General features: G+C 57.5%; 5 protein-coding genes, 2 tRNA genes and 3 rRNA genes. 6 read left to right on the forward strand and 4 right to left on the reverse strand.

Going from position 1 to position 13,172, the window contains the following annotated elements; all coding sequences use genetic code 11:
- The first annotated feature begins 515 nt into the window (after positions 1–515).
- The 5 genes from MHAR_RS03840 (at position 516) to rrf (ending at position 5,511) form a co-directional block, all read left to right on the forward strand.
- Positions 516–1,990: ribosomal RNA gene (locus MHAR_RS03840) — 16S ribosomal RNA — on the forward strand.
- Positions 1,991–2,126: 136 nt separating this feature from the next.
- Positions 2,127–2,199 (forward strand) — tRNA-Ala (locus tag MHAR_RS03845).
- A gap of 122 nt (positions 2,200–2,321) precedes the next feature.
- Positions 2,322–5,234, forward strand: a 23S ribosomal RNA gene (locus MHAR_RS03850).
- A gap of 48 nt (positions 5,235–5,282) precedes the next feature.
- Positions 5,283–5,384 (forward strand) — tRNA-Cys (locus MHAR_RS03855).
- Positions 5,385–5,389: 5 nt separating this feature from the next.
- Positions 5,390–5,511: ribosomal RNA gene (gene rrf / locus MHAR_RS03860) — 5S ribosomal RNA — on the forward strand.
- Together the 16S, 23S and 5S rRNA genes with 2 tRNA genes alongside form the textbook arrangement of a ribosomal RNA operon.
- A 97-nt stretch (positions 5,512–5,608) precedes the next feature.
- Here rrf and dph2 read toward each other — a convergent pair.
- Together dph2 and fen are read right to left on the reverse strand one after the other, a co-directional pair.
- The gene (dph2, locus tag MHAR_RS03865; protein ID WP_014586304.1) at positions 5,609–6,616 is read right to left on the reverse strand and encodes a diphthamide biosynthesis enzyme Dph2; all 1,008 of its coding nucleotides are present in this window, start codon (positions 6,614–6,616) and stop codon (positions 5,609–5,611) included.
- Positions 6,600–7,610, reverse strand: coding sequence for a flap endonuclease-1 (gene fen / locus MHAR_RS03870; protein ID WP_014586305.1), 1,011 nt, complete (start codon positions 7,608–7,610; stop codon positions 6,600–6,602). Before fen ends, dph2 begins: the two co-directional genes overlap by 17 nt.
- Positions 7,611–7,738: 128 nt before the next feature.
- Between fen and MHAR_RS03875 the strand changes: the two genes are divergently transcribed.
- Entirely contained in the window at positions 7,739–8,074 is a 336-nt protein-coding gene (locus MHAR_RS03875) for a HesB/IscA family protein (protein ID WP_048144813.1), read from the forward strand.
- Positions 8,075–8,185: 111 nt separating this feature from the next.
- Here MHAR_RS03875 and acs (MHAR_RS03880) read toward each other — a convergent pair whose 3' ends face one another.
- Together acs (MHAR_RS03880) and acs (MHAR_RS03885) are read right to left on the reverse strand one after the other, a co-directional pair.
- Positions 8,186–10,174: an acetate--CoA ligase gene (acs, locus tag MHAR_RS03880; protein WP_014586307.1), complete on the reverse strand. Its 1,989-nt coding sequence runs from the start codon at positions 10,172–10,174 to the stop codon at positions 8,186–8,188.
- 678 nt (positions 10,175–10,852) lie between these two features.
- A complete protein-coding gene (acs, locus tag MHAR_RS03885) occupies positions 10,853–12,841 on the reverse strand; it encodes an acetate--CoA ligase (RefSeq protein WP_014586309.1) in 1,989 nt (662 codons plus the stop codon).
- Positions 12,842–13,172: the final 331 nt, after the last annotated feature.

A 13,172-nucleotide genomic window follows, 5' to 3' on the forward strand; every position in this document is an offset into this window, starting at 1 on the left:
TCGACGAGGATATCTGGGCCCCTCACCTCCCCCCTCCATACCACAACATTTAAATACCCGGCTGGTATTGGGGGAGTTCGCCCGTCTGGCAAAGGGGCGCGAGATTCGCGCAACCGGTCGAGGGGGGCGGAGGCCTGAGGTCTGTCGGCGGGCTCAAAATTGAGCGCCTCGACAACTCCGAAAGGCTTAAATAGCATCCCCTGATACGGGGATAGGCTGTCCGGGGTGGTCCGGTTCCGGTCCGACGTCTCAAAGGCGTCAGATCGGCGAGGCGGGCTGGACCGGTAAGCTTAAATACAATGGGCCCGTACAGATATGGGCCGCTGGGGCGCAAGGTCCCAGCACCGCGACATAACGGCGTAAGCCCCGATGGCGTAGAACGCACACGATGAAGGGCTGACCTCCAACAGTTGCGGCATATATGACTGTAGTGGAGACGGGATACAACTTGTCTCGTCTGACATACGCTTATGGCGACTCGGCCAATTCCGACCGATACTGTAAATACTTCCATAATTCTGGTTGATCCTGCCAGAGGTTACTGCTATCGAGATTCGACTAAGCCATGCGAGTTGAATGTTCTTCGTGAACATGGCGGACTGCTCAGTAACACGTGGACAACCTACCCTTGGGTCTGGCATAATCCTGGGAAACTGGGGATAATTCCGGATAGGCCACAGATGCTGGAATGCGCTGTGGCCGAAAGCTCCGGCGCCCAAGGATGGGTCTGCGGCCTATCAGGGTTGTAGTGGGTGTAATGTACCTACTAGCCTACGACGGGTACGGGTTGTGAGAGCAAGAGCCCGGAGATGGATTCTGAGACACGAATCCAGGCCCTACGGGGTGCAGCAGGCGCGAAAACTTTACAATGCGGGAAACCGTGATAAGGGAATCTCGAGTGCCAGCATATAATGTTGGCTGTCCAGATGCCTAAAAAGCATCTGTTAGCAAGGGCCGGGCAAGACCGGTGCCAGCCGCCGCGGTAACACCGGCGGCCCGAGTGGTAACCGCTTTTATTGGGTCTAAAGGGTCTGTAGCCGGCCAAGTAAGTCCCTTGGGAAATCTGGCAGCTTAACTGTCAGGCTGCTAGGGGATACTGCTGGGCTTGGGACCGGGAGAGGTGAGAGGTACCTTGGGGGTAGGGGTGAAATCTTGTGATCCTCGGGGGACCACCAGTGGCGAAGGCGTCTCACCAGAACGGGTCCGACGGTAAGGGACGAAAGCTAGGGGCACGAACCGGATTAGATACCCGGGTAGTCCTAGCCGTAAACGATGCTCGCTAGGTGTCAGTCACGGTGCGACCGTGATTGGTGCCGTAGGGAAGCCGTGAAGCGAGCCACCTGGGAAGTATGGCCGCAAGGCTGAAACTTAAAGGAATTGGCGGGGGAGCACTACAACGGGTGGAGCCTGCGGTTTAATTGGATTCAACGCCGGAAATCTCACCGGGGGCGACAGCAATATGAAGGTCAGGCTGAAGACCTTACCCGATTAGCTGAGAGGTGGTGCATGGCCGTCGTCAGTTCGTACTGTGAAGCATCCTGTTAAGTCAGGCAACGAGCGAGACCCACGTCCACAGTTGCCAGCATACCCTCCGGGGTGATGGGTACACTGTGGAGACCGCCGCTGCTAAAGCGGAGGAAGGAGTGGGCAACGGTAGGTCAGTATGCCCCGAATCTCCCGGGCTACACGCGGGCTACAATGGTTGGTACAATGGGCATCTACCCCGAAAGGGGAAGGAAATCTCTTAAAGCCAATCGTAGTTCGGATTGAGGGCTGCAACTCGCCCTCATGAAGCTGGAATCCGTAGTAATCGCGTTTCAACAGAACGCGGTGAATACGTCCCTGCTCCTTGCACACACCGCCCGTCAAACCACCCGAGTAGGGTCTGGATGAGGGTGTGTTTCCTTGACACATTCGAATCTGGGCTTTGCAAGGGGGGTTAAGTCGTAACAAGGTAGCCGTAGGGGAATCTGCGGCTGGATCACCTCCTAACGACGATGCACAAACGTGCATAAGTGTGCTTCAGTGTCGGTCGGAGCCGAATAGTCGCCAGAGCGGAAAAACTATAACGTTCAATTGCTGGGTGAGAATGACCCGGTGATGGGTGGGCCTCCAAGGGCGTATCTGGGCTCGTAGCTCAGCTGGAAGAGCGCCGCCTTTGCGAGGCGGAGGCCCTGGGTTCGAATCCCAGCGAGTCCATGTATTAGATGCACCAAGTGATGATATGTCGCTTGGGAAGGGCAGACGCTGCCGATCTACGCGGCGGCGGGTGAAGCCACGTATAAGCTTTGCAATCCAGACGCTTACTGAGTTCAGTGGGACATACGCTGTGTATGCCAACCAGTGGATGGCTTGGCTCAAGCGCTGAAGAAGGACGTGCCAAGCTGCGATAAGCCTCGGCGAGGTGCATGGAACCGTCGAACCGAGGATATCCTAATGGGAACTCCCAGCCTTAGGGCTGATCCTTAAGGATCGGGAACGCCCCGGATTGAAACATCTTAGTAGGGGCAGGAAGAGAAATCAAATCGAGATGCCGTCAGTAACGGCGAGTGAACGCGGCAGAGCCCAAACCGAATCCCTTCGGGGAGATGTGGTGTTATAAGCCTGGCTCATTACAGTTCTCTCTTGCGAAGTTGAAGTTGCCTGGAACGGCACGCCAAAGAGTGTGATAGCCACGTAAATATAAGCAGATAGGGCTGGAGCCTTGTCTTGAGTACCGTGGGTCGGATATCTCGCGGAAATTTGGGAGACACCAACTTCCAAGGCTAAATACGTCTTGAGACCGATAGCGCAGTAGTAGGGTGACCGAAAGCTGAAAAGTACCCCATAGAGGGCGGTGCAAAGTGCCTGAAATTGGTTGGTGATGGAGCGATGTGGCGTCAAAGGATACTCAGCACGAAGGAAAACGTCGCGAGGCGTCGGTACGAGTGCTGAATGCCAGCGTCACATCTTACGTTTTGAAGAACGGGCCAGGGAGTGCATTTGAGTGGCGAGGCTAATCCGTTCAACGGAGAAGCCGGAGCGAAAGCGACAAGCGCGCATCTTCGGAAAGGCGCGACGTATACAAGTGCGTGGAGTCACTTGGATGCTACCCGAAGCCGGGCGATCTAGGCGTGGGCAGGTTGAAGCGTGGCGAAAGCTGCGTGGAGGACCGTTAGCGGTGTTGATATGCAAATCACTCGCGTGACCTGTGTCTAGGGGTGAAAGTCCAATCGAGCCCGGGAATAGCTGGTTCCTTCCGAAACATGTCGCAGCATGACCTGACTGGAGGCCGTCGGCGGAGTAGAGCACTGATTGGGGAATCCGGGAAAGAAATTTTTCGCTCTCTTGTCAAACTCCCAAACCGTCGTCGCCTGAGAAGGTCGGAGTCCGGACTGGGGGGTAAGCTTCCAGTCCGTAAGGGAAACAACCCAGACCGTGGTTAAGGCCCCAAAATGTCGGCTAAGTGTTAACACTAAAGGGAGTCCTAGGCCCCAGACAACTGGAAGGTTAGCTTAGAAGCAGCTATCCTTTAAAGAGTGCGTAACAGCTCACCAGTCGAGGTTTAGGGCCCCGAAAATGGACGGGGCTAAGCCGACTGCCGATACCACGGAGCACCGAAAGGTGATCTCGTAGGAAGGCGTTGTGCGTGGGCAGAAGCGCCTCCGTGAGGAGGTGTGGACCACGTGGAAACGAAAATCCTGGCAGTAGTAGCAGCAAAGTCGGGTGAAAATCCCGATCGCCGAATGGGCTAGGTTTCCTCGGCAATGTTCGTCAGCCGAGGGTCAGTCGGTCCTAAGATATGCCGCAACTCGAGCATGTCAAAAGGGAAACAGGTTAATATTCCTGTACCATTCAACAATAAAACTGACGCTTCTGGGTAGGCTGAGCACCTTTGCCAGGGTGTTCAAGCGCCGAAACCTGCGGAGAGCCGTAATGGCGAGAAGCAGGCGAATGCGTGATGACGTAAGTCAGCTCGCCCCAGGAGCCCGTGAAAAGGGAGTTGAATGGCCGTACCGAGAACCAACACAGGTGTCCCAAGCTGAGAAGGCTAAGGCGTGTCAGGTTAATCTGGCTAAGGGAATTCGGCAAATTAGCCTCGTAACTTCGGGAGAAGAGGTGCCTGCTTTGAAGAAAGCAGGTCGCAGTGACTAGGGAGCTCTAACTGTCTAATAACAACATAGGAGATTGCAAACCCGAAAGGGCTAGTACAATCTCTGAGTCCTGCCCAGTGCAGGTACCTGAAGACCCGGTTCAACGGGAAGAAGGGCCTGTCAACGGCGGGGGTAACTATGACCCTCTTAAGGTAGCGTAGTACCTTGCCGCTTAATTGGCGGCTTGCATGAATGGAACAATGAGAGCTCTACTGTCCCTAGCCAGAACCTGGTGAAACTTTCCTCCTAGTGCAGAGACTAGGGACCCCTAATGGGAAGTGAAGACCCCGTGGAGCTTTACTGCAGCCTGTTGTTGGGTTGTGGTTTCGGATGTAGAGGATAGGTAGGAGGCGTAGAAGCCCGGGCGCCAGCTCGGGTGGAGCCGACCTTGGAATACTACCCTTCTGTGGCTACGACCCTAACTCCGAGAGGAGGACACCAATAGGTGGGCAGTTTGGGTGGGGCGCCACGCCCTAGAAAAGATATCTAGGGCGCCCTAAGGTTGACTCAATTGGGTCGGAAACCCAATGAAGAGTGCAAAAGCATAAGTCAGCCTGACGTCATCTCGCAAAGCAAGAGACGACGAGACGAAAGTCGGGTTTAGCGAACCTCTATACCTCCTTGGTGGGGGTTTTAGATGACAGAAAAGCTACCCCGGGGATAACAGAGTCGTCACCGGCAAGAGCACACATCGACCCGGTGGCTTGCTACCTCGATGTCGGTTCTTTCCATCCTGGCCGTGCAGCAGCGGCCAAGGGTGAGGTTGTTCGCCTATTAAAGGAGATCGTGAGCTGGGTTTAGACCGTCGTGAGACAGGTCGGTTACTATCTATTAGGGGTGTTTTGTGGTCTGAGGGTAAGCTGGTTTTAGTACGAGAGGAACAAGCCAGCGGCGCCACTGGTCGATCGGTTGTCTGGCAAGGCACTGCCGAGCAGCTACGCGCTAACGGATAAGGGCTGAAAGCATCTAAGCCCGAAGCTGTGCCTGAAAAGAGACCACTCTGAGGACCCTCGTAAAAGACGAGTTTGATAGAGTCGGGGTGTACGCACCGAGGCAACGAGGTGTTCAGCCCGCGACTACTAAAAGTCCGCTCAGCAGTCCCGCTGGGCTCGGGCGAAATCTGGATTTGCAAAGCGAAATGATCTCATTGCCAAGGTGGCGGAGCGGTTACGCAATTGCCTGCAGAATATAGGGGCCTCCGGCCCCAGTGCAGCCAGCAATTCCACTCCGGTTCGAATCCGGACCTTGGCTTCGAGTGTGGCGGCCATAGCGGCGGGGCAACTCCTGAACCCATTCCGAACTCAGAAGATAAGCCCGCGTGCGTTCCATACTGTACTTAGGTGCGCGAGCCCTCGGGAACTATGGATCGCTGCCACCTCACCTAATCTTTTCTACAAAGTTCTTATCTTGTATCGGCTCTTGTATCGCCTATAGATTTGCAGGTTCTTACTATATTTGTTGATTTATATTAGAAGCTATATTGGCATCTGCTCTATCTCATCGAATAGGTATTCTCCTTTACGCCTTCCCAGCAGCACCTCGAACTCCGGCGGCGTCAGAACCGGAACGGGGTACTTGGCCTGGTCGTCCAGGGCTATCCTCGGGCAGGCGGTGGAGACGGCGGCGTCCACCCCCAGGTTGACGAGGGCGTCGGGCTCCATCCGGTCGAGGTAGACGAGGATCATCCTTTTTCCCTGCTCCTCCCCCAGCGACATCATTCTTCTTGCGAGCTCCATCCTCCGCTGCCCCGGCTTCTTCGAGACGATAACCGCGATCCGTTCGGCATCACCAGCCCTGGCTATGGCTCCGTATCGGCGCCTCAGCATCGGCGCAGCGTCTATTACGGAGACGTTACCGGTCACCGGGTCGGCGGCCACCACCCTCTTTCCCGTGGCGAGGGCGACCCCGAGGGGATGAAACTGACCCGTCCCCACGAATAGATACTCATCGACGTCCGCGTTCCGGGCGGCTTCATAGTTGCATCCCAGAACCTGGCCGGGGTATCTCGTCCTCCCGCCGGGCCGGACGATCCCCTCAATCCCCCTCCCCCCCAGGAGCTCCAGGACCTCCGGGAGCTTATGGATGTGCTGGACTGTGGTGACGACCCCGACCCTGCTGGTCTTTAGGAGCTCGGCCGCCCCCTCGACGGCCTCCCTGACGTCGGCCCTCATCCTCGCCTCGACGTAGACGACTTTATCGTGGAGGGGGTCTCCCTCCAGCATCTCCGAGTGGCCGACGTGTATGACCAAATCCGCCGCCCTGCAGAGGTCGAGATCGACGTCGCAGGCGCCGTAGCACGGGTCTCCGGAGAAGATCACCTCGGCGCAGGTCTCCTCCTGGATATCCCTCGCTAAATCGGAGGCCATCCTCTTCAGCCCTTCGGGGACCTGAACTCCAACGACCTTCGCGCCAGATCTCTTGATCAGATCAAAGGCAGGGTCGAGGTCCAGGTTGAACAGCTCGAACCTAGAACCATTTGTCAAGGGTGCTCTGACCAACCTTCACCGCCTCCATGAGCCTTTTTACCGCCTTCTCCACCCTTTCCTGGGAGAAGTCCCGCTCGTCGCAGAGAAAGGCCAGGATCTTCTCGGGGTCAGGCCTCTTCGTCTCGATCTTGTAATCCTCCGTCACGGGAGGATCCAGGAAGAGGTCCCGGATCTCGGCGGCGTCCTCGATCGTCTCGCCCCTCGCCTCCAGGACCCCCTCCAGGTTGCCGTGCTCTTTTATCAGCTTCAGGGCGGTCTTGGGACCGACCCGTTTCAGCCCCTCGTTATAGTCGGTCCCGCACATTATCCCGATCTCCACAAGCTGCCTCCTCGCGATCCCGAGGCGCAAAAGCTCTTCGTCGAGGCTTATGACCTCAGGCATGACCTCGACGTAGACGTTCTTTCCCGGAAGCTTCCTTTTTCCGGTGATGGCCATGTTCCTCACCACCCGGGGCGCTCCGAAGAGGAGGGCGTCGTAGTCCTGGCTCCCCACGAGATCGACGTCGCCTTTGATCGCCATGAAGGCGGCCTGGGCCTCGCCCTCGGAGGGGGCCTGAACCGCTGGAATCCCCATCGCCTCCAAAAGCCTCATCGCGTCGGCGATCATCTCGTCCTCGAGGCGGGATGCAGCCTGGGCGTACTTGAAGCCGTCAAGCCCCTCTTCCTTCGCCCGCTGCCACATCTCCTCGGCCCTGGACCGCGTCTCGGCCCTCTGGTCGAGGGTCTCTCGCTTGAAGCGGGGCGGCTCCCCGTCGAAGACGAAGACGACCTTCGCCCCGGCCTCCAGGAGGTTGGTCATCCTATAGAGGATCCCCGAGAGGTGGGATGTGGTCCTGCCGGACCCATCCCGGAGGGGGGTCCCATCCTGCTGCCTGATTATGCTGAGGAACTGGTAGAGGGTGTTGAAGGCGTCCACCGCTATCAGCTTCCCCGCCAGCTCCTCCAGCTCTATCTTCTCCCTTTCCAGGAGATCTCCCAAGTCGACTCCCATCAGACTCCGACCTCAATGTCTCCTTATCCATCCCTTCTCATCAGATCCGTCTCATCGGACCTATATGGTCCCAAACTTAAATATTAGTTGAACGAGTCTTAGATAAAGACTGCAGGTTGGTGATGACGATGATCGAGATAACCGATGTGGCCGCCGAGGTATTGAAGGGGAACATGATCCAGGGGAGGGTCGTCAGGATGATCCTGGCTGCCACCGATGCCACCGGGGCAAATTACGTCCTCGCCTGGGGAGATCCTGCCGAGGATGATGTCGTCTTCGAGAGCAACGGGATAAAGGTCCACATGGCCCCCGAGGACGCCGAGATCCTGGGAGACAGCCCCACCATCATAGACTACGTCGATACCGAAGATCTGGGGACGGGCTTCATCATCGAGGGTCCGGAGGCCGAAGGATGCGGATGCGGCCATGATCACGACCACGATGATGGAAGCTGCGGATGCTGACCTTCCGAATCGCTCCGGCGGTCTGACGGCCGCCGCTATTTTTTCTTACCATCGAAAAATAGTCGGTTGAGGGGGATGCTCCCCCTCAACCCGCTCCTGATGCTATCCTCCTCAGATGAGGGGGATATAATCGACGGCCTCGGGGTTGGCGAGGGCGGAGGTGTCTCCGGTGGGGTTTCCGAGGGCCTTGGCCTTGATGACCCGGCGCATGATCTTGCCGGACCTGGTCTTGGGCAGGTCGTCGACGAAGTAGACGCCGGCGGGTATGGCCAGGGGTCCCATGGTCGTCCTGACGTGGGTCTTGAGGGCCTTGGCCAGGTCGTCGGAGGTCTTGACCCCCTCTTTCAGGATGACGAAGGCGATGATCGCCTCGCCCTTGATCTCGTCGGGCTTGCCGATGACCGCCGCCTCAGCGACGTCCTTGTGGGCTACGAGGGATGACTCGACCTCGGCGTTGGCGATCCTGTGGCCAGCGACGCTGAGGACGTCGTCGATCCTTCCCTGGACGAACCAGTATCCGTCCTTGTCCCTGGTGGCCTTGTCTCCGGCGAGGTAGGTGCCGGGCTTGACCTTCCAGTACATGTCCCAGTACTCTTTCTTGTACCGGACTTCGTCCTTGTAGAAGGCCCTGAGCATCGACGGCCAGGGGGTGGGGTTGACTATGTTCCCGCCCTCTCCCAGGGGGACCTCGTTTCCTTCCTCATCGTAGATGGTGGTGTTGAAGCCGGGCAGGGGGTACGCCACGGAGCCGGGCTTGCAGGGGGTCATGGGCAGCGGGGATATCACGTGACATCCGGACTCGGTCTGCCACCAGGTGTCCATGATGGGGGATATCTCGTTCCCGAAGTACTTCCGGTACCAGATGTAGGCCTCGGGGTTGAGGGGCTCGCCGACGGACCCCAGCAGCCTGACGCTGGATCGGTCGAACTTCTCGGGCCACTCGTTGCCCTGCTTCATCAGCATCCGGACGGCGGTGGGGGCGGTGTAGAAGACGGTGACCTTGTAGTCCTGGATGATCTTGTACCAGCGGCCGAAGTCGGGATAGTCGGGGGAGCCCTCGTACATGACGCTGGTGATCCCCAGGCAGAGGGGGCCGTAGGCGACATAGGAGTGGCCGGTGATCCAGCCTACATCGGCGGTGCACCAGTAGATGTCATCCTCGTTCAGGTCGAAGACCCACTTGCAGGTGTAAGCGGGGCCAACGCAGTATCCGCCGTGGGCGTGCTCGATCCCCTTGGGCTTTCCGGTGGTGCCGGAGGTGTAGAGGATGAAGAGCCTCTCCTCGGCGTCCATGACCTCGGTTGCGCAGTCGGCGGACTGCTTGTCCACGAGCTCGTGGAACCAGACGTCTCTCCCTTCGGTCCATGGGACCTCCAGGCCAGTCCTCTTGAGGACTATGACGTTCTTGACGCTTGCTGCGTCCTTGACGCCCTCGTCAGCCTGGGGCTTGAGGGGCATCGGCTTTCCACGCCTGTAGAAGCCGTCGGCGGTGAAGACGACCTTCGCCTCGCAGTCCTGGACCCTGTCGCCGAATCCCTTGGAGCTGAACCCGGAGAAGACGAGGCTGTGGATGGCGCCGATCTTGGCGCAGGCGAGCATCGCCATGACGGTCTCGGGGAGCATGGGCATGTAGATGGATATCCTGTCGCCCTTCTTTACGCCGAGGCTCTTGAGGCCGTTGGCCAGCTTGTTGACGGTCTCGTAGATCTCCTGGTAGGTGTAGGCCCTCTCGGGCTGGTCGGTGGCCTCGGGGATGAAGTGGTATGCGACCCTCTTGCCCTTCCCCGCCTTGATGTGCCTCTCGACGGCGTTGTAGAACATGTTGATCTTGCCGCCGATGAACCACTTGAAGTAGGGCTTCTCAGAGTCGTCCATCACCTGGGTGTAGGGCTCGTACCAGTCGGCGTAGGTCTTGGCCATCTCGTCCCAGAACTCGAGGTAGTGCTCGCCGCACCAGGCCCGCATCTCCTTCTCAGTCTTGAACCCCTTCTTCTTCGCCCACTGCCATGCGTTGCAGTTCTCGGCCAAGGCCTTTGGCGGCTCGAAGATCCTAGTCTCTTCCATCAGAACCTTGGTCGTTCCAGTTTTTCCATCAGCCACTTTTCTACCTCCTTTCACCTTTTAGCTTGAAGCGTCTCCGGAAAAGGCCCTTCCAAAAGACGAGATCGATCTGGAGAAGGATATGGGTTGGATGGAGCCGCGTCTCCCAGCTGGCATGCAGCTCAGGTTGGCGTCTCTCTTTTCGCGATCGACCGCCAGCAAACTCCATTTTATCCGGGGCATTTTCGGAAACACTGATGGGATCTCCCCCTTATCGTTTATAAATGTGTCGAAAAATGTTCTTTTATAAGGAATTATAACGATATATGATTGTAAATTGTTAAGAATTATCGCAAATTTTAATTCTCAAAGTGGATTATCTCTTTTCATCAACTTGGAGGAGAAAAGATGGGGATGTAGTCCATCGGATTGATGGGAAAAAACGCACTTTTCCTCCTTCCGATCGGTCTGGACCTTTGATCCCGAGCCATAACGAGCAAATCGAGATGCTTCAATCCATCAAGGCACCACCTCAGGATGGCCTCGAGGCGGTCCTCCCTTCATCAACTGGAGGGAGACCCTTTGGAGGAATGGGGATGGACCGCAGTGATAAAATGCCGACGTCTCTCCGGCCTCACGATGAAAAAAACATGATGACGAGGCTCATATCGATCTCGTCCCAGCCGTCAGCCCCGGGGACTTAAAAAAATAAAAAAGGTAGAAGGTGGCCTCCCGCCTTCAGATGAGGGGGATGCCGTCCACAGCCTCGGGGTTGGCGAGGGCGGAGGTGTCTCCGGTGGGGTTTCCGAGGGCCTTGGCCTTGACCACCCGGCGCATGATCTTGCCGGACCTGGTCTTGGGCAGGTCGTCGACGAAGTAGACGCCGGCGGGTATGGCCAGGGGTCCCATGGTCGTCCTGACGTGGGTCTTCAGCTCCTTGGCGAGATCGTCGGAGGGCTTGACGTCCTTCTTCAGGATGACGAAGGCGATGATCGCCTCGCCCTTGATCTCATCGGGCTTGCCGATGACTGCAGCCTCAGAGACGTCCTTGTGGGCTACGAGGGATGACTCGACCTCGGCGTTGGCGATCCTGTGGCCAGCGACGCTGAGGACGTCGTCGATCCTTCCCTGGACGAACCAGTATCCGTCCTTGTCCCTGGTGGCCTTGTCTCCGGCGAGGTAGGTGCCGGGCTTGACCTTCCAGTACATGTCCCAGTACTCTTTCTTGTACCGGACTTCGTCCTTGTAGAAGGCCCTGAGCATCGACGGCCAGGGGGTGGGGTTGACTATGTTCCCGCCCTCTCCCAGGGGGACCTCGTTTCCTTCCTCATCGTAGATGGTGGTGTTGAAGCCGGGCAGGGGGTACGCCACGGAGCCGGGCTTGCAGGGGGTCATGGGCAGCGGGGATATGACGAAGCAGCCCGTCTCCGTCTGCCACCAGGTGTCCATGATGGGGGCCTTGTCGTAGGCGAAGTTCTTCCGGTACCAGATGTACGCCTCGGGGTTGAGGGGCTCGCCGACGGACCCCAGCAGCCTTATGCTGGAGAGGTCGTACTTGGCGGGCCATTCCTCGCCCTGCTTCATCAGCATCCGCACCGCGGTGGGGGCGGTGTAGAAGACGGTGACCTTCTGCTCCTGGATGATCTTGTACCAGCGGCCGAAGTCGGGGAAGTCGGGAGAGCCCTCGTACATTATGGTGGTCGCGCCGAGACAGAGGGGTCCATAGGCGACATAGGAGTGGCCTGTGATCCAGCCTACGTCGGCGGTACACCACCAGACGTCGTTCTCCTTCAGGTCGAAGACCCAGTGGAGGGTCTGGGCTGGGGTGACGCAGTATCCGCCGTGGGCGTGCTCGATCCCCTTGGGCTTGCCGGTGGTCCCGGAGGTGTAGAGGATAAAGAGCCTGTCCTCGGCGTCCAGCTCCTCGGTCTTACACTCGGCAGACTGGCCCTTGATCAGCTCGTGGAACCAGACATCTTTGGCGTCGTTCCATGGGACCTCGATCCCCGTCCTCTTGAGGACGATGACGTTCTTGACGCTCTGAATCCCCTTGGTCGCCTCGTCGGCCTGGGGCTTGAGGGGCATCGGCTTTCCGCGCCTGTAGAAGCCATCGGAGGTGAAGACGACCTTCGCCTGGCAGTCGTCGACCCTGTCGCCGAATCCCTTGGAGCTGAACCCGGAGAAGACGAGGCTGTGGATGGCGCCGATCTTGGCGCAGGCGAGCATCGCCATGACGGTCTCGGGGAGCATGGGCATGTAGATGGAGACCCTGTCGCCCTTGACTACGCCGAGGCTCTTGAGGCCGTTGGCCAGCTTGTTGACGGTCTCGTAGATCTCCTGGTAGGTGTAGTCCTTCTCGGCTTGGTCGGTCGGCTCGGGGATGAAGTGGTATGCTACCTTTGCGCCCTTTCCTGCCTTGATGTGCCTCTCTATGGCGTTGTAGAAGACGTTGACCTTGCCGCCAGTAAACCACTTGAAGTACGGCATCCCGGAGTCGTCCATCACCTTGGTGTAGGGCTTGTACCAGTCGGCGTAGGTCTTGGCCATCTCGTCCCAGAACTCGAGGTAATGCTCGCCGCACCAGGCCCGCATCTCCTTCTCAGTCTTGAACCCCTTCTTCTTCGCCCACTGCCAGGCGTTGCAGTTCTCGGCCAAGGCCTTTGGCGGCTCGAAGATCCTCGTCTCTTCCATCAGAACCTTGGTCGTTCCAGTTTTTCCTTCAGCCAATTAAAATCCTCCTTTTAGCCCTCAAATTGAGATGTTCCCGCTCCTCCGAACTCTTTTGGGGATCAATCTGACGATGGGTTTCCATTTGGATTCCATCTCTCTGGATAAATGAGCACATATAGCCCACCATCGTCGGCATATCTCCGTTCCATTTTGGAGTAGCTCCGGAAACACCTGGGTACACTGTACTTCCTTTGTTTATAAATCTATCGAGAACGAATATTATAATGATTTATCGTGATGTATTCTGCACAATTATTAAGAATATCCAAATAATCTAATTCTAAATGTTGATTTGCGAGTTTCGAATACAAAGCCTCCAATGGGGAGG

The organism is Methanothrix harundinacea 6Ac, from assembly GCF_000235565.1.
In the GTDB taxonomy this organism is placed as follows: domain Archaea; phylum Halobacteriota; class Methanosarcinia; order Methanotrichales; family Methanotrichaceae; genus Methanocrinis; species Methanocrinis harundinaceus.